This is a genomic window from Streptomyces sp. NPDC048269, from assembly GCF_040652395.1.
GTDB lineage: Bacteria > Actinomycetota > Actinomycetes > Streptomycetales > Streptomycetaceae > Streptomyces.
The window spans coordinates 35,968-58,558 of the sequence record NZ_JBEZLW010000033.1; the positions used below are offsets into that span (position 1 = coordinate 35,968).

22 protein-coding genes and 2 pseudogenes are annotated in these 22,591 nt (G+C 73.8%); 16 read left to right on the forward strand and 8 right to left on the reverse strand.

Annotation, left to right across the window (positions count from 1 at the left end):
- Nucleotides 1–25: 25 nt before the first annotated feature.
- A complete protein-coding gene (locus AB0D48_RS27695; RefSeq protein ID WP_362402510.1) occupies nucleotides 26–652 on the forward strand; it encodes a class I SAM-dependent methyltransferase in 627 nt (208 codons plus the stop codon).
- 11 nt (nucleotides 653–663) lie between these two features.
- On the opposite strand, the gene AB0D48_RS27700 is transcribed toward AB0D48_RS27695, so the two are convergent.
- Both AB0D48_RS27700 and AB0D48_RS27705 read right to left on the reverse strand, forming a co-directional pair.
- A complete protein-coding gene (locus tag AB0D48_RS27700) occupies nucleotides 664–1,506 on the reverse strand; it encodes an AraC family transcriptional regulator (protein ID WP_362402513.1) in 843 nt (280 codons plus the stop codon).
- A gap of 32 nt (nucleotides 1,507–1,538) precedes the next feature.
- Nucleotides 1,539–2,459 (reverse strand): DMT family transporter, encoded by a 921-nt coding sequence (locus AB0D48_RS27705; protein WP_362402516.1) that lies wholly within the window; start codon nucleotides 2,457–2,459, stop codon nucleotides 1,539–1,541.
- 29 nt (nucleotides 2,460–2,488) lie between these two features.
- Between AB0D48_RS27705 and AB0D48_RS27710 the strand changes: the two genes are divergently transcribed.
- The 3 genes from AB0D48_RS27710 (at nucleotide 2,489) to AB0D48_RS27720 (ending at nucleotide 5,178) form a co-directional block, all read left to right on the forward strand.
- Entirely contained in the window at nucleotides 2,489–3,961 is a 1,473-nt protein-coding gene (locus AB0D48_RS27710) for a PLP-dependent aminotransferase family protein (RefSeq protein ID WP_362402519.1), read from the forward strand.
- Between the two features lie 114 nt (nucleotides 3,962–4,075).
- Nucleotides 4,076–4,519, forward strand: a complete 444-nt coding sequence (locus AB0D48_RS27715; RefSeq protein WP_362402522.1) for an LAETG motif-containing sortase-dependent surface protein — start codon at nucleotides 4,076–4,078, stop codon at nucleotides 4,517–4,519.
- Nucleotides 4,520–4,527: 8 nt separating this feature from the next.
- Nucleotides 4,528–5,178: a SigE family RNA polymerase sigma factor gene (locus AB0D48_RS27720; RefSeq protein ID WP_362402525.1), complete on the forward strand. Its 651-nt coding sequence runs from the start codon at nucleotides 4,528–4,530 to the stop codon at nucleotides 5,176–5,178.
- 199 nt (nucleotides 5,179–5,377) lie between these two features.
- On the opposite strand, the gene AB0D48_RS27725 is transcribed toward AB0D48_RS27720, so the two are convergent.
- A complete protein-coding gene (locus AB0D48_RS27725) occupies nucleotides 5,378–5,620 on the reverse strand; it encodes a hypothetical protein (RefSeq protein WP_362402528.1) in 243 nt (80 codons plus the stop codon).
- A 210-nt stretch (nucleotides 5,621–5,830) separates the two neighbouring features.
- Entirely contained in the window at nucleotides 5,831–6,286 is a 456-nt protein-coding gene (locus tag AB0D48_RS27730; protein ID WP_362402531.1) for a MarR family transcriptional regulator, read from the reverse strand.
- A gap of 191 nt (nucleotides 6,287–6,477) precedes the next feature.
- Between AB0D48_RS27730 and AB0D48_RS27735 the strand changes: the two genes are divergently transcribed.
- The 3 genes and pseudogenes from AB0D48_RS27735 to AB0D48_RS27745 all read left to right on the forward strand — a co-directional run.
- Entirely contained in the window at nucleotides 6,478–7,740 is a 1,263-nt protein-coding gene (locus tag AB0D48_RS27735) for an MFS transporter (RefSeq protein ID WP_362402534.1), read from the forward strand.
- 98 nt (nucleotides 7,741–7,838) lie between these two features.
- Nucleotides 7,839–9,452: a family 20 glycosylhydrolase gene (locus AB0D48_RS27740; RefSeq protein WP_362402538.1), complete on the forward strand. Its 1,614-nt coding sequence runs from the start codon at nucleotides 7,839–7,841 to the stop codon at nucleotides 9,450–9,452.
- A gap of 95 nt (nucleotides 9,453–9,547) precedes the next feature.
- A pseudogene (locus AB0D48_RS27745) lies at nucleotides 9,548–10,159 on the forward strand (alkene reductase); the annotation flags it as partial.
- Between the two features lie 96 nt (nucleotides 10,160–10,255).
- Here AB0D48_RS27745 and AB0D48_RS27750 read toward each other — a convergent pair.
- On the reverse strand, nucleotides 10,256–10,555 hold the full coding sequence (locus tag AB0D48_RS27750; RefSeq protein ID WP_362402541.1) for a DUF3040 domain-containing protein: 300 nt from the start codon (nucleotides 10,553–10,555) through the stop codon (nucleotides 10,256–10,258).
- 114 nt (nucleotides 10,556–10,669) lie between these two features.
- Complete coding sequence (locus AB0D48_RS27755) at nucleotides 10,670–11,512, reverse strand: endonuclease (RefSeq protein WP_362402544.1); 843 nt, start codon at nucleotides 11,510–11,512, stop codon at nucleotides 10,670–10,672.
- Nucleotides 11,513–11,727: 215 nt separating this feature from the next.
- Between AB0D48_RS27755 and AB0D48_RS27760 the strand changes: the two genes are divergently transcribed.
- Both AB0D48_RS27760 and AB0D48_RS27765 read left to right on the forward strand, forming a co-directional pair.
- Nucleotides 11,728–12,294, forward strand: a complete 567-nt coding sequence (locus AB0D48_RS27760; RefSeq protein WP_362402547.1) for a DJ-1/PfpI family protein — start codon at nucleotides 11,728–11,730, stop codon at nucleotides 12,292–12,294.
- A gap of 168 nt (nucleotides 12,295–12,462) precedes the next feature.
- Entirely contained in the window at nucleotides 12,463–13,485 is a 1,023-nt protein-coding gene (locus AB0D48_RS27765) for a superoxide dismutase (RefSeq protein ID WP_362402550.1), read from the forward strand.
- Here the strand turns inward: AB0D48_RS27765 and AB0D48_RS27770 are convergent.
- Nucleotides 13,469–14,281 carry a glutamate ABC transporter substrate-binding protein gene (locus tag AB0D48_RS27770; RefSeq protein ID WP_362402552.1) on the reverse strand — a complete coding sequence of 271 codons (813 nt, stop codon included), beginning with the start codon at nucleotides 14,279–14,281 and terminating at the stop codon, nucleotides 13,469–13,471. The genes AB0D48_RS27765 and AB0D48_RS27770 overlap by 17 nt on opposite strands.
- Nucleotides 14,282–14,507: 226 nt before the next feature.
- On the opposite strand from AB0D48_RS27770, the gene AB0D48_RS27775 reads away from it, so the two are divergent.
- From AB0D48_RS27775 to AB0D48_RS27805, 7 genes and pseudogenes are all read left to right on the forward strand, one after another.
- On the forward strand, nucleotides 14,508–15,629 hold the full coding sequence (locus tag AB0D48_RS27775; protein ID WP_362402555.1) for a hypothetical protein: 1,122 nt from the start codon (nucleotides 14,508–14,510) through the stop codon (nucleotides 15,627–15,629).
- 80 nt (nucleotides 15,630–15,709) lie between these two features.
- A pseudogene (locus tag AB0D48_RS27780) lies at nucleotides 15,710–15,782 on the forward strand.
- A gap of 93 nt (nucleotides 15,783–15,875) precedes the next feature.
- On the forward strand, nucleotides 15,876–17,021 hold the full coding sequence (locus AB0D48_RS27785) for a gala protein (protein WP_362402558.1): 1,146 nt from the start codon (nucleotides 15,876–15,878) through the stop codon (nucleotides 17,019–17,021).
- Complete coding sequence (locus AB0D48_RS27790) at nucleotides 17,018–18,700, forward strand: ankyrin repeat domain-containing protein (protein WP_362402561.1); 1,683 nt, start codon at nucleotides 17,018–17,020, stop codon at nucleotides 18,698–18,700. Before AB0D48_RS27785 ends, AB0D48_RS27790 begins: the two co-directional genes overlap by 4 nt.
- On the forward strand, nucleotides 18,697–19,896 hold the full coding sequence (locus AB0D48_RS27795) for an AAA family ATPase (protein ID WP_362402564.1): 1,200 nt from the start codon (nucleotides 18,697–18,699) through the stop codon (nucleotides 19,894–19,896). The genes AB0D48_RS27790 and AB0D48_RS27795 overlap by 4 nt, the downstream gene beginning before the upstream one ends.
- An 8-nt stretch (nucleotides 19,897–19,904) precedes the next feature.
- The gene (locus AB0D48_RS27800; RefSeq protein WP_362402567.1) at nucleotides 19,905–21,083 is read left to right on the forward strand and encodes a VWA-like domain-containing protein; all 1,179 of its coding nucleotides are present in this window, start codon (nucleotides 19,905–19,907) and stop codon (nucleotides 21,081–21,083) included.
- A gap of 93 nt (nucleotides 21,084–21,176) precedes the next feature.
- Nucleotides 21,177–21,710 carry a TerD family protein gene (locus tag AB0D48_RS27805; RefSeq protein WP_362402570.1) on the forward strand — a complete coding sequence of 178 codons (534 nt, stop codon included), beginning with the start codon at nucleotides 21,177–21,179 and terminating at the stop codon, nucleotides 21,708–21,710.
- A 151-nt stretch (nucleotides 21,711–21,861) separates the two neighbouring features.
- On the opposite strand, the gene AB0D48_RS27810 is transcribed toward AB0D48_RS27805, so the two are convergent.
- Nucleotides 21,862–22,488 (reverse strand): TetR/AcrR family transcriptional regulator, encoded by a 627-nt coding sequence (locus tag AB0D48_RS27810; RefSeq protein ID WP_362402573.1) that lies wholly within the window; start codon nucleotides 22,486–22,488, stop codon nucleotides 21,862–21,864.
- Nucleotides 22,489–22,591 lie beyond the last annotated feature (103 nt).

The following is a 22,591-nucleotide window of genomic DNA, read 5'->3' on the forward strand; positions in this document are numbered from 1 at the left end:
TGCCCGAAGACGAAGGGGCGGTCCGATGGGTCAACGCAAGTCGGCGGCAGAGGTGTTCGACGAGCTGGGGGAGCGCTACGAGGAGGTGTTCGGGCGGGTGCCCGGTCAGCTCGAGGCCCTCGACTGGCTGACCGCCCGGCTGCCCCGCGGAGCCCGGGTGCTGGACGTGGGCAGCGGCACCGGACGGCCGGCCGCCGAGGCACTGGTCCGGGCCGGCTGCGCCGTGACCGGCATCGACGTCTCGGCGGCCATGGTCGAACTGGCCCGCGCCAGGGTCCCGCAGGCACGGTTCGAACAGGCCGACGTGCGCACCTACACGCCCGAGCCCGCCGGGTTCGACGCGGTGTGCGCCTTCTTCCCGCTGCTCGTGATGGACCAGCCGGAGGTCGCGGCGGCGCTGGACCGGATGGCGTCCTGGGTCGCACCGGGCGGGTACTTCGTGATGGCGACGGTCCCGGGCGACATCCGGGGACTCGACATCGAGTGGATGGGCCACGAGGTCACCGTCAGCAGCCTGTCCACCGAGGACCATCTGGCCAGGCTGACGGAGCGCGGCCTGGAGGTGCTGCACCACCACACCGCCCCCTTCCGTCCCGCCGACGCCCTCGCCGGCCCCGAGGAACACCTCTTCTGTTACGCCCGGCGGCCCTGACACGGGCCGAGTCAGCGGCCCGGGCCCCGCACCGACTGCTGGGCCCGGAACCGTACGGGCGCCATGCCCACCCGGCGGCTGAACAGCCGGCTGAAGTAGGCCGGATCCTCGTAACCGACCCGCCGGGCGACGCCGGCGACCGGCAGATCGGTGCGGGCCAGCAGCTCCTTGGCCCGGCTCAGCCTGATCCCGAGGAGGTACTCCTTGACCCCCTCCCCGGTACTGCGCCGCACCGCCCGGCGCAGCTGGGGCAGCGGCATACCGAGCCGCGCGGCGTGCTCGGCCACCGATATCGGCAGCAGGGCGTCGCGCGCGAGGGTGTCCATCACGGTGTCCCCGTGCCGGGACACCTCGGCGCGCGCGTAGCGCAGGGCCACCAGCAGGGCGTGCACGGCTGCGGCGGCCTCGACCTCCAGCAGCGGGCCGCCGCGCCGGGCGGCCCGTACGATCCCGTCGACCACGTGCTGCACCCCGGCCGTCCCGCTCAGCGGAACGAGCGGCCGGTCCGGGGTCACGTAGCCGAGGTCGGTGTACGCCTCCACACTGCGACCCGTGAAGTCGACGAAGCACTCGTCCCAGCCGGTGCGCGGATCGGGCCCGTAGTGGTGCTCCACCCCCGGCACCAGCCACAGCAGCACGGGCGCGGTCACCAGCTGGGGCGGCCGGCCGCCGTGGCTGAACCAGCCCCGGCCGCGGGTGACGACCACGGCGACGTGATGGTCGAGCGCGCGCGGCCCCACGACCGGCAGCTCTCCCTGCTGCACCCCCACGCCGAGGCAGACCAGGCCGAGCCTGCGGTGGTTGGCGGTGGGGGAGAAGTACCGCATCCAGCTGCTGTACGGGGGCGTCGCCATCTGCGGATTGTGATCCACGAGGCCCGGCGCCCTCAAGGGGACGCCGACTCCCGGAGCGGAAGCGGCGAGGGCGCGTGCCGCGGCGCCCGAAGACCCGCGGCGAGTCCGGCGACCACCACGGCCAGGCCGAGCCACACCGCCCGGCCCGGGACACCTCCGCCCGTGAGGGCCCCGGTGGCCGCCGCGGCCAGCGGGGCGACCCCCGTCAGCAGCCCGGCCCGGCCGGAGCCCACGGCGGCCACCGTGCGGTACCAGAGCAGGAACGCCACGGCCGTCACCATGACGGCGAGGTACCCGGCGGCCGCCCACTGGGCCGTGCCGACCTTCAGCAGGTCCGAGGGCCGCTCCGTACACACCGTGAGCCCCGCCAGCACGAGCGCCCCCATCCACACCGCGTGCACGGACACGCCCCACGCGCCGTGCCGGCGCAGCACCGGTACGGCGAGCAGGGTGAACCCGGCCTCACAGCCCAGCGCGAGCGCCGCCCAGGCCACCCCGGCCGCGTCGGTCCGGCCCGTCCCCTCGACCAGTACGGCCCCGGCCACGACGACGGGAGCCGCCAGCAGCACCTGACGGCTTGGCCGCCTCCCCTCCAGGAACGGGCCGATCAGACCCAGCAGGATCGGTACGGAGGCCACCGCGACGGCGATGACGGCCGGTTCGGCGTGCGCGACCCCGCGCACGACGGCCACGTTGAACAGCACCAGCCCGGTCGCCGCGATCCCGGCCAGCCACAGCCACTCCCGGCCGCGCGGCCGCAGGACGGGCACCTTCGCCGCCCGGGCCAGTGCCAGCAGCAGCAGCGCGGCGGCCGCGTACCGGACGGCCTGGACGGCGAACAGCGGGGCGTCGACGAGGGAGCGGGAGACGGTGACGCTGCTGCCGACCAGCGCCATCCCGGCGATACCGGGCGCCAGGTCCCGGAAGGCGGTGGACGGGGTCTTCGTCTTCATGCCGTCCAGCCTCGCGGCACAATGGACCGATGAGCAGGTCCAATGAAGGCCAGGTCCAGGGGTCCAAAAGCGAACGAGGGGTCCAGGGGTCCAAAAGCGGATCGGACTTCCTCCAGCTCGACATCGGCCAGGCCCCGCCGGGCGGCCGCACCGACTGGCTGGCAGGCCGGCTCCGCGCCGCCATCGCCGACGGCACCCTGCCGGTCGGCAGCCGGCTCCCCGCCACCCGTGTGCTCGCCGCCGAACTCCGCGTGTCCCGGGGCCTGGTCACGGAGGCATACCAGCGGCTCGCGGAGACCGGCCAGGTGTCCGGCCGGGGGCGGGGCGGCACGGTCGTCGTCGCCGCCCCGCCCCCGGCGACCGGTCCCACCGCGGCCCCCGCGCGAGGCGGGCTCGTCGACGCCCTGCGCGCCGTACCCTGCCGGATCGACCTCTCGCCCGGGGTGCCCGACCTGACCGCCTTCCCCCGTACCGCCTGGCTCCAGGCCGAGCGCCGGGTGCTCGCCGGACTCACCCCCGCCGACTTCGGCTACGGGAACCCGCAGGGCGCGCCCGCGCTGCGCGAGGCCGTCGTCGGCTGGCTGGCCCGCAACCGGGGGATCCGCGCCGACCCCGACGAGGTGGTGATCGTGGCGGGCGTCGCCCAGGCCCTGGGGCTGCTGGCGCAGGTCCTGCGGGAGCACGGAGTGCGCCGGATCGCGGTGGAGGACCCCGGGTCGCTCGGGGCCCGGCAGCAACTGGAGTACGGGAGGCTGGAGACGGTGCCCGTACGGGTGGACGGGGCCGGACTGGACGTGGCCGCGCTCCGGGCGAGCGGGGCCGGCGCCGTGCTGCTCACCCCGGCGCACCAGTTCCCGACCGGGGTCGTGCTCGACGGTGAGCGGCGACGGGACCTGCTCGGCTGGGCTGCCGCCGGGGGAGTGGTCATCGAGGACGACTACGACGCCGAGCACCGCTACGACCGGGCCCCCGTCCCCGCGCTGCGCGCCCTGCTGCCCGAGGGCGTCTGCTACGCCGGGAGCGTGTCCAAACTCCTCGCCCCCGCCCTGCGCCTCGGCTGGCTGCTGGTCCCCCCGCGGCTGCGCGAGGGCGTCACCGAGGCCAAGCGTTACGCCGACCTCGGCAACCCGGTCCTCGCCCAGCTGGTCCTCGCCCGGCTGATGGACTCCGGCGAACTGGAGCGTCACCTGCGCTTCGTCCGGCGCCGTCACCGCCGCCGCCGGGACGCCATGCTCCGGGCCGTCGCGGAACGGCTGCCGGGTGCCCGGGTGCACGGCGCGGCCGCCGGCCTGCACCTGATGGTCACCTTCGACGGCGCGGACTTCGCGGACACCGACCTCGCCACCGCGGCCCTCGCTCTCGGAGTCAAGACCCACCCGCTGACCTGGCACCGTCTCACCCCGGGCCCGCCCGGCCTGATCCTCGGCTACGCGGCGGGCTCGACGGGCGAGATCGAGGAGGGCATCGCCACGCTGGGCACGGCTCTGAGAGGCCTGCCGTAGGAACAGGTGAAAAGTTTTCTCCGGAAGAGCGACAACCTCGGCGGGGTTCGCGCGTCGTGCGGGGGTGAAGGGTGCGATCCCGCGCCCTTCACCCGACCGTGGAGAACCACCGTGATGAACCTGAAGCGCGTCCCCCGCACTGTCCGCCGGGCTGCCGTAACCGCTGCCGCCGCAGGGGCGGTCGTCGCTCTCGCCGGACCGGCCTTCGCCGCGGGGGGCTCCGCCTCGCCGACGCCCGCGTCCAGCGCGTCGCCGAGTGCCGCGCCGAAGACGGCCGTCACCAGCGTGCCGCCGAGCCCGTCCGTCAGCGTGCCCGGCGGTGCGGCCCCGAGCGCTACCCCCAGCGCGGCACCGAGCGCGGTTCCGAGCGCCACCCCCAGCGCGGTTCCGAACGAGGTTCCCGGCGGCGCCCCGCAGCCCTCGGCTTCGCCCTCCGGGTCCGAGCTCGCGCATACTGGCTCCTCCGCGACCACCACCGCGCTGGGGGCCGGGGCCGCCGTCCTCATCGCCGCCGGCGCCGGGACCCTGTACGCCGTGCGGCGCCGCGCCAACGGCTGAGGAATCCCGTGCTCCACCTCGCACCACCCGTCGGCCCCCTCACGCCCGGCTTCGGCCGGGGGTGGCGGGGCCTGTGGTCGTTGCTGCGCCGCGACCGTTCCGCCCCGGCGGCGGAACCGAGGCCGTACGCGGACCCGTACGGCTTCGGCACCACCGGCGGACCGGCTGACCCGCCGCCCACCGTCACCGCGCTCTACCACGCGCACCGGCTGCGCATGGTCCGTCTCGCGGTGCTGCTCGTGGATGACCTGGCCACCGCGGAGGACGTCGTCCAGGACGCCTTCACCGCGCTGTACCGCCGCCACGGTGAGCACATCACCGAGGTGGACAACGCGCTGGGCTACCTGCGCACCGCCGTCGTCAACACCTCGCGCTCGGTCCTGCGCCGCAGGCGGACCGCTCGGGCCTGGACCCCGCCCGCGGCGGCCGACGTGCCTTCGGCGGAGACGTACGTGGTCCTCGACGAGGCGCACCGCGAAGTGCTCGCCGCGCTCGGCCGGTTGAGCCCGCGCCGACGCCAGGTCCTGGTGCTGCGCTATTGGGCCGAGCTCAGCGAGGCGGAGATCGCGACCACCCTCGGGATCAGCCGGGGTGCGGTGAAGTCCAACGCGAGCCGGGCCCTGGACGCGCTGGAACGGATTCTGGAGGGACGGGTATGACCTACGGCGAACGCCCCGTCGAACGCAGGCTGCGGGCGGCCCTGGACGCGCGCGCGGCCGGTGTCACGGTCCGGGAGCTGCGCCCCGCCGATCCGCCGGGACCGCACGTCCGGCGGTTTCCCGCGCTCCCCGTGGCGCGGCTGCGGAGCCTAGGGCTGCCGCTGGCCGGCCTGGCCGCGGCGGCGGCCGCCGTGGTGGGTTACCTCGTGCTCGCTCCGGAGCCGCCGGCGGTCCGCCCGGCGCCGCCCGCCGCGCCGCCCGACATCGGGTCCCCGACGCCGACGCCGACTCCGTCGCTGTCGCCGACTCCGTCCGTCGTGCCGGGGCCGAGCTCCGCGCCGGGCCGGGCCCCGAGCGCCACACCCTCGGCGATGCCGTCCCGCACGGGGGTCCCGGTCTCACCGTCGAAGTCCGCGCCCCCGCAGGCGTCCCCGCCGCCCACGAGCTCCCGCTCCGTGCCCCCGTCGGCGTCCCCGAGCCCGTCAAAGCCCTGAGACCCGTCCCGTAATCCCCGGCGGGCGCACGACGCCGGCTACGCCACCTCGCTGCGTTGTCGGAACGCCCGAATACGCACGGTATGGGGGCGCCCCTCCGCGTTGCATGCTCCACATCTGGCGCCGTGCGCTGACCCGCCGGGGTTTCGGGACAGCCCTCAGCTGGACCGGGTGTTCTCGACCACGGCGACCAGCGGGGCCAGTTCGGGGTTACGCGCGGCCTCGTCCAGCGCTTCGCGCAGGGCGGTGTCGTTCGTCGGCCGGGCCGCGGCCAGCAGGGCCAGGCCCGCCTCGCTCACGTCGGTGTAGATGCCCCGGCGGTCGGTGTCGCAGATGTAGCGGTTCAGCAGGCCGCGGTCCTCCAGCCGGCTGACCAGGCGGGTCGTCGCGCTCTGGCTGAGCACCACCGAGTCGGCGACCTGGTGCATCCGCAGGTGCCCGCCCGGCCCGCTGTGCTGGCGTCTAAGGACGTCGAGCAGCGAGTACTCGCGCACGCTGAGGCCGTGCCCCGACTGGAGCGCCCGCTCGATGTGCGCCTCGATCCGCCCGTGCAGGAGGGAGAGGGCGCACCAGCCCTGGGAGAGGGCGGTGAGCGCGCTGTCCGTGGCCGTCATGGCTCCTCCTTCGAAGCGTGTGCTGCGTGTGCCCACCAGGATAGGACACCCCTGCAATAGCCCGCGCTTGCAAATATCCCGCGTGTGCAATTAATGTGGACGCACGTAAGCAGCGACAGCAACGTACGCCTCGCTCCGGCGGCCGCAGGCCGCGAACCGCTCCACCCCTCCCCTGAAGGGCACCTCCCCTCATGCCTCTCGCACTCCTCGCCCTCGCCATCGGGGCCTTCGGGATCGGCACCACCGAGTTCGTGATCATGGGCCTGCTCCCCGAGGTCGCAGGCGACTACGGCGTCTCCATCCCGACCGCGGGATTCCTGGTCACGGGCTACGCCCTGGGCGTGGTCCTCGGCGCGCCGCTGATGACCGTCCTCGGAACCCGCATCCCCCGCAAGCGGATGCTCATGGTGCTCATGGGCCTTTTCATCGCGGGCAACGTGCTCTCCGCGCTCGCCCCCGCCTTCGGGGTCATGCTGACCGGCCGGGTCGTCGCCTCCCTCGCCCACGGCGCCTTCTTCGGCATCGGCGCCGTCGTCGCCGCAGAACTCGTCGCGCCCGAGAAGAAGGCCGGAGCCATCGCCATGATGTTCACCGGCCTGACCGTGGCCAACGTGGTCGGCGTCCCGCTCGGCACCCTCGTCGGGCAGACCCTCGGCTGGCGCGTCACCTTCCTGATCGTCGCCGGGCTCGGCGTCCTCGGCCTGCTCGGCATCGCCCGGCTGGTACCCGAACTGCCGCGCCCCGAAGGCGGCGTACGGATCCGCCGCGAACTGGCCGCCTTCCGCAACGTCCAGGTGCTGCTCGCGATGGCGATGACCGTCCTCGGCTTCGGCGGCGTCTTCGCCGCGATCACCTACATCACCCCGATGATGACCAACGTCGCCGGCTTCGCCGACTCGTCCGTCACCTGGCTCCTCGTCCTCTTCGGCCTCGGCATGGTCGCCGGCAACCTCATCGGCGGCCGGTACGCCGACCGTGCGCTGATGCCGATGCTGTACGTGTCCCTGGGCGCGCTCGCCGTCACGCTGGCCGTGTTCACCCTGACCGCCCACACCAAGGCCGGCGCCGCCGTCACCCTCGTGCTCATCGGCGCCCTCGGCTTCGCGACCGTACCCCCGCTCCAGAAGCGGGTCCTCGACCAGGCGGCGGGCGCGCCGACCCTGGCCTCCGCCGTCAACATCGGCGCCTTCAACCTGGGCAATGCCCTCGCCGCCTGGCTCGGCGGCCTGGTGATCGCCGCCGGCCTCGGCTGGACCGCCCCGAACTGGGTCGGCGCGGCGCTGGCCGCCTCCGCCCTGGTCCTCGCCGTGGTCTCCGGCGCGCTGGAGCGCCGTACGGCCGGGCCCGCGGACCGCACCGGCCGGGTGGCTGCAGCCGGGGCCCGCGGTGTCGGCGGCGGGGCCCCCGGCCAGGACCACGGTCTCGCCGCCACCGCGCTGAAAGCCCTGGTCTGAGGCCTCCGGGTCGCGCGCCCGTCTCCTCCGTGCCAGGTTGGTACGGGGGAGACGGGCGCATGATGCGAATTCCGAGGTTCCATGTGAGAGGCCACGTCATGGCGACGGCCACGGTCGCCGCCCTCGTCACCCTTGCCGTCCCGAGCTGCACGGCCGCCTCCGACGAGGCCCGCGCCCCCGCTGCCCCGACGCCCGGCGCCACCGCCCGGGCCGGCTCGGCGGCCCCCTCCCCGGCGCCCACCGACGCCGCGCCGTCCCCGACGCGCTCGTACGCCCTGTCCGCCGCCCCGCGCACCATCCCGGCCGTACGGGAACACATACCCGCCCGGGGCCCCGGGTGGAAGCCCGCCCCCGAGGCCCGCGTGGTCGTCGCGCCGGGCGACAAAGCGGCCCTGTCCGACGAGGGCAGGCTGCTCGCCGGTGAACTGCGGATGGGATACGCCGAGTCGGGGGAGCCGCGCACCGGAGACGTGCAACTCGCCCTGGGTGCCAAGGGATCCGGCCCAGCCGAGTCGTACACCCTCGACGTCAAGGACGGCCGCGTCCGGATCGCCGGCCCCGACGAGGCCGGGGTCTTCTACGGCACCCGCACCCTCAAACAGGCCGTGCGGAGCGCCGGTTCGGCCCCCGAGGGCACCGTGCGCGACGGCCCGGCCAAGCCCCAGCGCGGGCTCAACCTCGACATAGCGCGCAAGCACTTCACCCCCGACTGGATCGAGGACCGGCTGCGCGAGATGGCCGACCTCAAGCTCAACCGGCTCGGCCTGCACTTCTCCGACGACCAGGCCTTCCGGATCGAGTCCGACAGCCACCCCGAGATCGTCTCCACCCCGCACCTGACCAAGGCCCAGGTGCGCGCCATCACCGCACTCGCCGCCCGCCTGCACATCACCGTCGTCCCCGAGATCGACTCTCCCGGACACCTCGGCGCGGTGCTGCGCGCCCACCCAAACCTGCAACTGCGCGACGTACAGGGCAGGGCCGTGAAGGGCGCGGTGGACATAGCGAACCCCGCGTCCGCGAAGCTCGTCGACGAACTGCTGCGCGAGTACCTGCCGCTGTTCCCCGGCGGGGCCTGGCACCTGGGTGCCGACGAATACCAGGCGCTGGTGGTCCGCGATCCCGAAGCCTCCTTCCCGCAGCTCGCGAGCGCGGCGCGGCAGCGGTACGGGCCCACGGCCCGCGTGCAGGACCTGGCCACGGGCTGGCTCAACGACCGCGCGGACACGGTGCGGCCCTCGGGCAAGGCGCTGAAGGCCTGGAACGACGGCTTCTTCCGCGGCGGGGTCGCGAGCGCGGCCAAGGACATCCAGGTCGAGTACTGGACCGGCAAGGAGATCGGCGCCCGCCCGCCGCTGGAGTACCTGCGCGAGGGCCGCAAGGTCGTGAACCTCAACGACGAGTACCTGTACTACGTGCTGGGCGAGCCCAACCAGTTCACGTACCCCACCGGCCGGCGCATCTACGAACAGTGGACCCCGCTGGTCCTGCGCGGCACCACCGCCGTCCCGGCGCAGTACGCGGACCAGATCCTGGGCGGGCGCCTCGCCGTCTGGTCCGACCTGTCCGGCGCGCAGACCCAGGCCCAGGTGGCGGCGGGCATCCGGATGCCGCTCGCGGCGCTCTCCCAGAAGGTCTGGGACGCCCGCACCCCGGTCCTGCCGTGGACCGGCTTCACCGCCCTCGCCGACCGCCTGGACCCGCCGGGTTGACACGGCGCGGGGCGCAGGTCCGCCGCGAGCCGTCGCGCGCCGGAGGACGCCGGGCCCTCAGCCGCATCGCGCTCCCCTGCCCGTCAGCAGGGATGGCGACCATCGCCGACTACGCCCGGGCCGCCCGTAACGCCGTGGAGGCCGGCTTCGACGGCGTGGAGCTGCACGGGGCCAACGGCTACCTGATCCACCAGTTCCTCGCACCGGGTACCAACCGCCGCACCGACGAATGGTGCGGCACCACCGAGAACCGGATCCGCTTCGCCGTGGAGGTGGTCAAGGCGGTCGCCGCCGCGATCGGCGCCGAGCGCACGGGGCTGCGCGTCTCGCCCGGGAACCCGGTCAACGACATCTCCGAGCCCGACCCGCTGCCCGCCTACGAGGCCCTGGCCAAGGAGATCGACGGACTCGGGCTGGCGTACCTGCACATCATGGAGCACGGGCTCGAAGCGACGCGAGAGATCACTCTGGCGCTGCGCAAGCAGTTCACCGGCCCGCTCGTGCTGAACCCGGCGACCGAGGGATCCACCGACCACCGGGCGCTGACGCTCATCGAGGACGGCACCGCCGACCTGCTCGCCTACGGGGCCCTGTTCCTGGCCAACCCCGACCTCCCGGAGCGGCTGCGCACGGAGGGCCCGTACAACACCCCGGACCCCTCCACCTTCTTCGGAGGCGACGCCCGCGGCTACACGGACTATCCGGCCCGCTGGATCCCCGGTCCGTCCAGCCGGCTCCGCGCGGCGGCGGTACACCGCTCCGCGTCCGCCCGCGGGCTCCGCGCGGCGGTACGACCGTTCCGCTCAGCCCAGCCGCTCCCGGCGCTGCCAGCGGCGACGGGCCCACTGGCCGATCAGCGGCAGGGCCGTGACCACCGTCAGGATCCACGCCGCGGAGAAGCCCCAGATCAGCGGCTGGGACACGGTGACGGAGGCCGCGACGAGCAGTGCCACCGTCACCGCGCCGAGCAGGCAGGCCGCGAAGGCGCGGTGACGCCGGTGCGCGGACCGCAGGATCCGGTCGAGTGACCGGTCGCCTTTCAGATGGGCTTCGATCGCCGAAAGGGCACGCTGCTCGCGATCGGAAAGTCCCGCTCCGTCCATGACGACGCACCTCCGTGGGCTGCCCCGTCGGGCGCGGACCGCAGCCTCTGGCCTGCGAATACCCTGCCCCGCCGCGGCCCAACCCCCGGAGGGCGTCCTGGCCGCCCCGTCCGGTTACCAGATGGAGTTGACCCACTCCGGGTGGTCGACGAACGGGTTCCGGTTGTGCTGGTAGGTGTCGAATATGACCTGGTTGCGGCGCTGCTCGAAGGCGTCCGGCGGGTCCATCTGGTTCCACTGCTTCAGCAGGCTGATCCGGCCGAAGAGGGGGGCGCTGCCGTTGTTGACCTTGTCGTTCATCTCCAGGTCGGCGAAGCCGTCGCCGCCCTCGTAGCGCACGGCCATGTAGAGCAACATCCGCGCCACGTCACCCTTGACCGCGTCCCGCGGCTCGAAGGAGTCGGCGTCGGTGTAGCTGCCCGGGGCCTCGGAGACCGGGCTGCCGCCCATGTCGAAGTCCTTGTTGCCGCGGGTGCTGTTGACCGTGACGTCCTCGGGGCGCAGGTGGTGCAGGTCGGTGCCCGGGCCGGTCGCGGTGCCGAAGTCGCCGTGGCTCTTGGCCCAGACGTGCTCACGGTTCCAGTCGTCGGGGTCGCCGCCGTTGGTGGACTTGGACTGGGAGCGGCCGGAATAGACCAGGATGACGTTGTTCGGGTTCGCCGGGTCCTGGTCGGTCACCTTGAGCGCGTTCCACACGCCGTCGTAGGTCACCTTGGACTGGGTCTTGATGACGTCGTGCAGGGCGGTCTTCAGCGCGGCTCCGGTCTTGCCCGCGGCGGGTGCGTAGTAATCGTCCACCGTGGCCGTGGCCGTGGCCGTGGTTGTTGCCGTGCCCGGGGCCGTTGCGGACCGGGCATCCCCCGTCCGCTGCTGGCCGGCCGAGGCGGCGGCCGGTACGGCGAACAGGGCGGCAGCCGCGAGGCCGGCCGCCCAGGGAGTCAGGCGCGAGATTCTCATCACGTGGGGGTACCTCTCCAAACGCACCGTCCCCGCCCGGGGAATTGGCGGGGTGTCAGGTGGCACAGCGAGGCTCACATTGTCATGTGCCCTACAGGTAAAAACCATGTGTCCGGCGTGCGGATCTTGTGGTGTGCCGGGCACGCGGCGCGGGCAGGGTAGCGGTGGCCCCGTGGGGCCGAGCCGACCGTGACCAGCCCTTCCTGGAGCAGCCCATGGCAGTGAAGATCCTCATCGTGACCGGTGACGCGGCCGAGTCGCTGGAGGTCCTGTATCCGTACCAGCGCCTGCGCGAGGAGGGCTACGAGGTCCACATCGCCGCTCCGTCGGTGAAGAAGCTGCGGTTCGTGGTCCACGACTTCGAGGACGGCTTCGACACCTACACCGAGAAGCCCGGCTACACCTGGCCGGCCGATCTGGCCTTCACCGAGGTGGTCACCGAGGACTACGCGGCCCTGGTCGTCCCGGGCGGCCGGGCGCCGGAGTACCTTCGCAACGACCCCGAGGTGCGGCGGATCCTGGCCGCCTTCGCCGACGCCGACAAGCCGATCGCCCAGATCTGCCACGGTCCCCTGATCACCGCGGCGGCCGGGGGCCTGACCGGCCGTCGGGTGACCGCGTATCCGGCGCTGGAGCTGGACATGAAGGCAGCCGGGGCAGAGTTCGAGGATTCCGAGACCGTGGTCGACGGCACGCTGGTTTCAGCAAGGGCGTGGCCCGACCACTCGCGCTGGATGCGGGAGTTCCTGACGGTGCTGCGGAGCAAGGCCCCGGTGGCCTGACCTGCCGGCTCCCGCTACAGCCGTTAAGGGGAGGCTCCCCAGCCGTGAAGGGGAGCCTCCCCATTCCCTTGTGAAGTGTCCGGATGCGGGACCGCCGGTGCACGGCCCGGTGTGCTGAGCTGTGGGCATCAACCGACGCTCATGACGGGGCAGTTGAAAGGACACATCGTGACCGGACCCTTGGGTCGGCGCAGGTTCATCGGCGCGGCCGCGGCCCTCGGCGGCGCCGCGCTCGCGGGTCCGCTCGCCCCGCTCGCCCAGGCCCGGCCGGCCAGGACACCGTCGTCCGGGACACCGTCGTCCGGTGGCCCCTCGTCCGGGGCTCCGTCGTCCGCCGCCCGGTGGCCCGACACCGTCGCGATCCCGCCGGGCTTCCAGCCCGAGGGCATAGCCGTCTCCGCCCGCGGAGTGGCTTACACCGGTTCGCTGATCGACGGCTCGGTCTACCGGGCCGACCTCGCCACCGGGACCGGCTGGATCGTCACCCAGGGGCGGGGGCCGCAGTCGGTCGGGCTCAAGCTCGACGCGTACGGCAGGCTGCTCGTCGCGGGCGGCGCCAGCGGGCAGATCCGGGTCGTCCACCCCGGCGACGGCCGGGTCCTCGCCGCGCACCAGGCCGTGACCGGCACCGCCTTCGTCAACGACGTCGTCGTCGGTTGCGGCGGCGCCTGGTTCACCGACTCCTTCAGCGACGTCCTGTACTTCCTGCCCGCCGGGCGCGAGCTCACCGGCCCCGGCTCCGCCCCGCGCGCACTGCGGATCGGCAGCGAATGGGTGCCGGTGCCGCCCGGCGGCGAGCACTGGGGCGCCAACAGCATCGAGCGGACCCCCGACGGCCGGGCCCTGCTGGTGGTGCACGACACCGCGCAGGCGCTCTTCCGCATCGACCCCGGCAGCGGCGTCGCCACCCGGACCGTGCTCGACGGCGGGTCGGCGGTCAACGGCGACGGGCTCGTGGTCCACGGCCGCACGCTGTACGTCGTACGCAACTGGAGCTATGCCGTGGACGTCTTCACCCTGAGCGGCGACGGCCGCCGGGCCCGCTTCCTCCGGCAGATCACCGACCCGCGCTTCGACGAGCCGACGACGGCGGCGGTGTACGGGGACCGGCTCTACGTCGTCAATGCCCGCTTCGACGCCGACTGGTCGGACCCGGCCACCGCCTCGACGATCGTCAGCTGCCCGTTGTGATCGCCGGTGCCGGCTCGTACTTGTAGTCGGCGCCGAAGTTCTTCTTCACGGCCGCTTCCCAGGACCCGTCCGCGACCATCTTCTTCAGCGCGGCGTTGATCTTGGTCTGGAGTTCCTTGTTGCCCTTCTTGACGCCGATGCCGTAGTTCTCGTTGCTCAGGTTCTGGCCGGTCAGCTTGAACTTGCCCTCGTTGCCCTTGTGGGCGGCGTATCCGGCCAGGATGGAATTGTCCGTGGTCATGGCGTCGACCAGGTTGTCCTGGAGGGCGACGAGGCACTCCGAGTAGCCGGGGAGCTCCAGCACGCTCGCCTTGGGGGCGAGGCCCCTGCGGATGTTCTCCGCCGAGGTGGAGCCGGTGACGGAACAGAGCCTCTTGCTGTTGAGGTCCTCCGCCTTGGTGATGGTGGTGTCACTGGCGCGGACCAGCAGGTCCTGGTGGGCCACGAAGTACGGGCCCGCGAAGTCGACCTTCTCCTTGCGCTTCTCGTTGATCGAGTAGCTCGCGGCGACGAACTGCACCTCGTTGTACTGGAGCAGCAGCTCGCGGTCGTTGCTGTAGACCTGCTTGAACTCGATCCGGTCCGGCTTGTAGCCGAGCTCCTTGGCGACGTAGGTGGCGACGTCCACGTCGAAACCGGAGAAGACGCCGCCGGTCTCGCGCAGCCCGATGCCCGGCTGGTCGAACTTGATGCCGATGGAGAGGGTCCCCGCGGCCTCGTCGTCACCGCCGCACCCGGAGGTGGTCAGGGCGAGGGCGATCACTGCGGCGACCGCGCCGGCCTGGGGAACCTTCATTGCTGCACTCTTTCCTCGGTGACGCGGGACGCGCGCCGGGATCGCCGGGGCGCGTGGAACCGCGAATGCGTGGGGGGACGTCACGACACGTGTACGAGGAAGCTAGGAAGGTGGCGGCCGCAGCGTCACTACATCTGAGCAAAACTTGAGGATAACGATCCGGTCCGGCCGCAGATCCTGCGCCGGATCCGGACCGGAGCGGGAGAAGGCGGGAGAAGGGGCGGGTATGGGAACAGGTTCGGTACGGGTCGACGGGAACGCGCTGCCACTGGGGGAAGGGGTGCAGGTCCGCTTCATCCGGACCCTGCGGCTGCCCGAATCGGGCACGCACGCCCTGCCGCCGGGGCTGGGGGAGTTCCCGCTCCGGCGGGTGGAGGACTACCCGGACACGGTGCCGCCGGAGTGGCTGGCGAAGGGCGGCGTGATGCTGCCCGTGTACCTGCGCGAGGCGATGTGGCTGAGCTTCGCCGGGACCCGCGAGCCCGCCGCGCTCCAGGTCGGGGTCGGCAAGGTGTGCGCGGTGTCGGGCGAGCGCTGGACGGGCCGGCTCGCCCGTGGTCCGCAGAACTACGTGGTGCTGCCCCGGCAGCCGTGGCTGGACGGGATCAACTCGGGCGACGGGACCGTGCGCCAGTTCGTCGCCGTACCGCTCGGGCTCGGTGCCACGGTCGAGGGACAGGTCACCGGTGAGGAGACCACCGGCGGAGTGCAGCTCCAGGCGTTCCCGCTGGCCCCGGCCGTACTGGAGGAGTGGCGGCGGTCGGAGCGGACACGTGAGCAGTCCCGCGGTTCGTACGGGGCCCCGCTGCCCCCCACCCCGCCGCCCGCGCCCGGCGGTTTCGCGGGCTTCGGCGGCCCGGTGCCCATGCCGATGGCGGCGGCGCCGGGCGGGATCCCGGCGCCGGGGGCGGCACCGGCTGCTCCGGGGTGTCCGCCCGCCCGTAGTGCGCCGCCCGCAGCTCCGGCGATGGGGCTCGGCGTCGGCGGTTCCATGCGCCAGGAGGTCTACCAGGACGACCGGCCACTCTCCGCCTGGGCGGGGGAGCCGGCCGCCCGGGTCTTCGTACATCTGGTGACGCCGCCCGCCTGGCGCCGCATCACCGGGGAGGACGCGCCGCCCTCGCCGGTGGACCGGGCCGCCTACACCCAGGCCGGGCTGCCCTGGTTCGACTACTACGACGAGTCGGCCGCCGACCTCGCGCCCTCGGAGGCGCTGGCCGGGGTCAAGCCGGTGGGGGAGTGGATCGGCGACGACCACGCCGCCTGGGTGGAGCCGGGCCCCGCGCAGGTCAAGCCGCTCGGTAACGCCCCGAGGCCGGGCAAACCCGTACAAGACGGCAACTGGTAGACAAAACCCGGCAGTCGGGGATCGATCACCCAAACTGGTGATCGATTTCCGGCCGCCGGGCCGGTATGATCGTCCGCAGCAAGGCCGTAGCGCAGAGGTCGTCGCGCCCACGCATCGAGCTGGAGGACGTCGGTTCGAATCCGACCGGTCTTGCGTCTACTTGCTGTCTTCTTGCTGTCTTCAGATGTTCACGTCTTCAAGTCGTGATGGACGCCGGGCACCGGCGAAGGAACCGGTGGAGTGGTGATGACACAGCCGACACCCGTACGGTGCCCCGCGATCGAGCACCCGGACATGCCGCAGGCCGACCCCGCGGGACTCGACCCGCTGCTCGCCCGGCTCGCGGCGGACCGTCCGGTCGAGGCCGACGAGGCCTTCCCGCTCGGGACCCTGCGCACCGACGGCCGTGTCGACCTCTGCAAGCAGGGACTCGGCCCGGGCGGCGCGGCCCGTTTGCTGCCCGCGGCCGCCGCCTCCGCGCATGCCACCCACCTGCTCCTCGGCACCAACGCCATCGGCGACGGCGGCGCGCGCACCCTGGCGGAGAGCCTGGCGACCGCAGCGGACGGGCACGGGCTGCGCACCCTCTACCTCGGCTGCAACCGGATCGGCCCCGACGGGGTGGCCGCCCTCGTCGGCGCCCTCGTCGACGACACCACCGTCCGAGCCCTCTGGCTCAAGCGGAACCCGCTCTTCGAGGACGGCGCCCGCACCCTCGCCGCGCTGCTGCGCCGCAATACCGCGCTGCGCACCCTCGACCTGGTCAACACCGGGATCGGCGCGGACGGCGTACGCCTCCTCCTCGACGCCCTGCTGGAGCGCGAGCAGCCCCTGGAACGGCTCTTCCTCGGCGGCAACGGCCTCGGCCCCGACGCCGCCCCGCTGCTCGCCGCCCTGATCCGGGAGGCCGGGGTGCGCGAGCTGTACGTACCGGCCAACCACCTCGGCGACGACGGCGCCGCCGTCCTGGCCGGCGCGGCAGGGGTCTCCGCCGGCCCCGTCCGCCTCGGCCTCGGCGGCAACGGCATCGGCGCCGCCGGAGCGCGCTCCCTGGCCGGCGCCCTCGGCTCCATCGAGGTCCTGGACCTCGGCCGGACCATGTCCGAGCGCAACCTCGGATCCGCCGGCAACGACCCCGGCGACGAAGGGGCGTACGCCCTGGCCGCCGCACTCCCCGGCAGCCCCCTGCGCCGCCTGGAGCTGCGCCACACCGGCCTCACCGGGCGCGGCGCGAAGAGCCTGCTCGCCGCGGTGCCCGCCGACAGCCCCCTGGAGTACGTCGGCCTGGGCCCCGGCCTGCCCCGCCGGGTCAAGCGCTCCTTCGCCGAACGGCTCCGCCCGGCCCGGGCCGCCCACCCCGACCTGCGCGCCATCGGCAGCGTGTACCGGTGAGCCCGTACGCCGGACTGCACGGCGGCTTCCTGCCCGAGGACGGCCCGGCCTGGCAGCGGATCCGCCGGTACGCCGTGCCGGGCTGGATGATCGAGCAGGCCACCGCGCACCGCCTGGCCGGTGACTGGCGGGCGGCCTGCGCCGTCGCCGCCGTGGACGTCGACTTCGACCTGCCGGAGCTCGCGGCCCGCTACGGCGCCTCCGTCGCCGGGGCGCTGGAGGACGACCTCCGCCACCTCGCCCCGGACCTGCTGCGCTGGCACGTGCCCCGGCTGCTCGGCGGCCGTACCACGATCGACACCGAGCGGCGGATCCTGCTCGCCTCGTACGGTGACGGCTCCGGCGCCCCGGTCCTGTCCGTCACCACGCCCCTCATGGCAGAAGGCCCCCAGCGGCTGCGTCTGCAGTGCGCGCCGGTCGTCCCGGTGAAGTGGAACCGGTACACGGGGCGCGGCTTCGTACCGGAGGACTGGACCGCCGTCCGGCCGTTCTGGGACGCCCGGTGCGCTTCCGAGCTGGGCGAGCGCTTCGGTGACCCGGACGGCCGCGCCGAGCGGATCGCCCTGCTGCACGCGCGGGGGGACGTCGCCGCGGCGTACGAGGCCGCGGGCATCGAGCGGGACCTGACCGTGCCCACCCCCCAGTCGTACCAGCGTCCGGTGGACCCCGAGACCCTCTTCGGGCAGGTCCGGGTCGACCTCACCCGGCTCGTGCCGGAGGTGGGGCGGCTCGTGGCGTCAGGCGCGGGGGACAGGTACCGGATCACGGCCGACTGGCGCACCTACCTCCTGCTGGAACCCGGCGGCCCCGACCGGCTCCGGGCCCGCTTCATGGAGCTTGACGAGGCACTCGCCGTCCCGCCCCTGCCGCGGTACGTCTGGCAGCCGCTGCCCGACCTCGAACTGGTGCGCACCGGCCGGATCACCCCGCGTGAGCTGCACCCGCTGGTCGCCGCCGCACTGTTCCCCGGCGCCGGACCGGCCGTGGGCCCGCCCGGCCCCGCCGACGCAGGGCCCGTCAAGGTGCGCTGCTGCGGTGAGTGGCACGAGGTGCGCTCGCGAGGCGGCGTACTCGATCTGCCGCACACCCCTGAGGAACAGCAGCGGGAGCGAGCCATGCGGGCGTTCGGCGGCGCGGTCGCCGGGTGCTTCGCCGTGCAGCAGACCTGGATCACGGGCGAGGGCCGGCTGCCCCGCGCCCTGCGGGCCCAGCGGCGGGAGCTGTTCCTGCGCGCCCAGCACGGGGACACCCCGGGTGTGGTGGCGCTGCTGGACGCGGGCACGGACCCCCGGATCCGGGACGCCCGCGGCCGCGGCCTGCTGCACGAACTCCACCTCCTCGACCACGAAGTGCTGCTGCCCCGGCTGCTCGCGGCCGGACTCGACCTGGAGGCGAGGGACAGCCACGAGCGCACCCCGCTGCTGTCGGCGGTGCACTGGGGCGGCTCGCCTGACCTGGTCAGGGCCCTGCTGGCGGCCGGTTCCCGGATCGACGTCATCGACGAGATGGAACTGTCGCTGTCCCAGGAGATCCTCCGCTACAAGCGCACCGACCTGGACTTCCTGCGGCAGCGCGTCGACGAGGAGTTCCCGGACATCGGTGCCGACTGGTGGGACGAGTACGTGGAGGACCGCGAGGAATTCGAGGACGACGAGGACGACGAGGACGACGAGGCATGAGCACCCGGCAGCATCAGCCCTCCCCGGCCCTGGCCGCCGCCGACGCCCTGGGCAAGCGGCTGAGCACCACCCGGAGCGAACCCGCCACCGACCCCCAACTCGAGGCGCTGGCCCTGGCCGTGACGGCCAATCAGCCCGTCCTGCTGTGGGGTGAGCCCGGCATCGGAAAGTCCGCCGGCATGCGGCAGCTCGCCACCGCGCTCGGGGTGGAGCTGGAGACCGTCATCGCCAGTGTCCACGAGCCGTCCGACTTCTCCGGGCTGCCCGTCGTCGGCGACGACCCCGCCACCACCGGCGTCCCGATGGCCCCGCCGGACTGGGCGGTGCGCCTCGCCCGCACCGGCCACGGCCTGCTCTTCTTCGACGAGTTGTCCTCCGCCCCGCCCGCCGTGCAGGCGGCCCTGCTGCGCGTGGTCCTGGAACGCCGGGTCGGCAGCCTCGAACTCCCCCCGGCGGTACGGATCGTCGCCGCGGCCAACCCGCCCGCCAGCGCGGCCGACGGCTGGCACCTCAGCCCCCCGCTTGCCAACCGCTTCGTCCACCTCGACTGGACGCACAACCCCCGCACCGTGGCCCGCGGCATGGCCGGCACCTGGCCGGAGGTGGCGATCCCGGCAGTCGATCCCGCCAAGGCCTCCGGCTCGGCCGCCCGCGCCCGCGGCGTGGTCTCCGGCTTCCTCACCGCCCGGCCGGGCCTGGTCCACCACATCCCCGCCGAGGCCGCCTCCCGCGGCCGTGGCTGGCCCTCCCCGCGTACCTGGGAGATGGCCCTGCGGCTGCTGGCCACCGGGTACGCGGCTTCGACGGGCCGGGAGGCCCTGGCCGCCGCGCTCACCGGCGCCGTGGGCGAAGCCGCCGGGATCGAGCTGCTCTCGTACCTCGAACACCTCGACCTGCCCGACCCGGACCGGGTGCTGGCCGACCCGGACGCCTTCGCGCTGCCCGAGCGCGGCGACCGGCAGCTGGCCTTCCTCATCGCCGTGGTCGCGGCCGTGCAGAGCGAACTCACCCGTCCCCGCTGGGAGGCGGGCTGGGCGGTGCTGGCCAAGGCCGTGGACGCGGGCGTGCCCGACGTCGCCGCCCGCGCCGCCGCCGACCTCGCCGCCATGCGCGACCTCGACTGGCCGGTACCCGCCGGCATCGACGCCTTCGTGGAACTGCTCCAGCTGTCCGGCTCCCTGCCGGGCGGCGGCTGAGCCCGGCCGTGCGTCTGGACCGCGCGAAGCTCCTGGCGGCCCGCTACAAGGCCGCCGAGGCCCGCCCGTACCTCGCCTCCGCCCTGTACGCCCTGACGGTCGTCCCCTCGGAGGGCGTCCGCACCATGGGCGTGGACCGGCACTGGCGCTGCTACGTCTCGCCCGCCTTCGTCGAGGCGACCCCGGTCGCCGAACTGGCCGGCGTGTGGATCCACGAGGTCGCGCACCTGCTGCGCGACCACCACGGCCGGGCCGAGCGCCTGCCCGCAGCCGACCAGCGCGATCGGGTCCGCGTCAACATCGCCCAGGACTGCGAGATCAACGACGACCTGCTCGCCGACGGGCTGACGCTGCCCGCGGGCAGGATGGAGCCCGCGCTCTTCGGCCTGCCCACGGGCGGCCTGTTCGAGACCTACCTGCCCGCGGTCCCCGCCACGCGCGACGGGGTGGACTGCGGATCCGGCGCACACGGCACCCCCATGCCCTGGGAGCTGGGCGAGGACGGTGGCCCCGCCCGGGTCGGCCCGGTGGAGGCGGAGGCGCTGCGCCGCCAGACCGCCCAGGCCGTACGCTCCCACCAGCGCACCCGGGGCCGGATCCCCGAGGGCTGGGCCCGGTGGGCCGAGGAACTGCTGGAGCCCTCCGTCGACTGGCGCCGCGCCCTGTCCGGAGCGGTCAGGGAGGCCGCCGCCTGGGCCGCCGGCGCGGTGGACTACACGTACCGCCGCCCCTCGCGCCGTACCCCCGCGCTCGGCGGCCGTGTGGTGCTGCCCAGCCTGCGCCGGCCGCTGCCGCGGGTCGCGATCGTCATCGACACCTCGGGTTCGATGGGCCCGGAGGACCTGGCCGCCGCCCTGGCCGAAGTGACCGGCGTGCTGCGGGAGGTGGGGGTCGGCGGCAACCGGGTCGCGGTCCTCGCGTGCGACGCCGACGTACACGCGGTGACCCGGGTGAACAGCGCCGACCAGGTGGCCCTGGCCGGCGGCGGAGGCACGGACATGCGCGTCGGCATCGGCGCCGCGCTGGCCCTGCCCGACCGGCCGAACGTCGTGGTCGTGCTGACCGACGGGTTCACGCCGTGGCCGGACGAGACCCCGTCCTGCCGGCTGATCGCCGCGCTGGTCGGGGAGAGTCCGCCCGCGCCCCCGGCCTGGGTGGAGACCGTACGGGTGGACCTCGCCAGGTGAGCGCACTGGCCGGGAACGTACGGTCGTTCGGACCGTGGCGGGGGACACGTGGGAGCATGGCCGGGCAATACCCGTAAGCGAAGGGGGAGTTCGGTGACCGGAATACGCAAGGGCCTGGCCAAGGTCGAGGTCGCGCTGCGGTGGGACCCCAGCCCCGCCGGGGCACCCGAACACGACCTCGACATAGTCGCCGCGGTCTATGGCGCCGCCGACCTCCACGGGGTCCCCGTCCACCTGGTGCACTTCGGCAGCCGGTCACCCGACGGCACCATCACCCTGAACCGGGACAGCCACACGGGCCAGGGCTTCGGCTTCGACGAGGTCATGACGTTCGAACTCGACCGGATGGCACCGGATCTGCGCCGCGTGGTGGTCGGGGTGATCATCCAGAACACCGGCGCCGGGTACCCGATCACGTTCGCCGACGTCGTCGGCACGGGGATCCGCATCCGGGAGGGTTACACCGACCTCGCCCAGGGCGACTTCGGGTCCGTCCCGTCCGCCACCGCGGCGACGATCGCCGAGTTCACCCGCGACGACTCGGGAGCGTGGTCCCTCGACGCGCGCCTGCAGGGCTTCGACGCCGGCCCGGAGGAGTTCACCCGCACCATGGGCGGAGTCCGCTGACGGCGGGCCCCGTCCAGGGGCCGCTCAGATCGGACGGCGGTCACTCCTCGAGTGAGTGACCGCCGCCCGGTCCGGGTGGCGCGCTGCCGCCGTCCCCACGAGGCAGCGCGGGCAGGTCACCGTCCGGTCATCGGGACGGCGGCCCGCCGGTTCAGGGGGTCCCGGGAGTTCCGGGAGTCCCGGGCGGTGTCAGGCCCAGGGAGGGGAGCATGACCGCGTCGACGAACCGGACCAGGTAGTCGGCGTCGGCGTACCGGCCTTCGAGCACCGGCCGGATGCGGAGCACACCCATCAGCTGCGCCGGCAGGAACTCCACGGCCGGGTGGTCCGCGGCGATCTCGCCGCGCGCCACCGCCCGCTCCACCATCGTGTCGAAGGCGGCCAGCTCCGGCTCGACCAGCGCCTCGCGCAGCGCGGACTGCAGTTCCTCGTCGCTGAGCACCGCGTGCCCGAGGGCCTGCATGAGGCGGGTGTCGCGCCCCGAGGTACAGGCCGCGATCCGGGCCGCCTCGCGCAGGTCGCCCGCCAGTGAGCCGGTGTCCACCGCGACGAGGGTGCCCTGCCGGTTCGCCCGCAGGGCGGCGGCGACGAGCTGGGGCTTGGTCTTCCACTGCCGGTAGAGCGTGGACTTGCCACAGCTCGCCCGGGCTGCGATGCCCTCCATGGTCAGGGCCTCGTAGCCGTGCTCGCGCAGTTGCTCCAGGACGGCCTCGTAGAACTCCTGCTCCCGCTCCGGGGTGATCTTGGAGCGGCGCGCGGTGGTCGGCGTCGACGTCATGGGGGTGCGGCTCTCCTCAGGGCGCCCGGGCGGCATGTTCCAGTACGAGAAGTGTACGGGAACGCGAGCGTATCGGTACACCGGCGTATCGATACGCGAATGT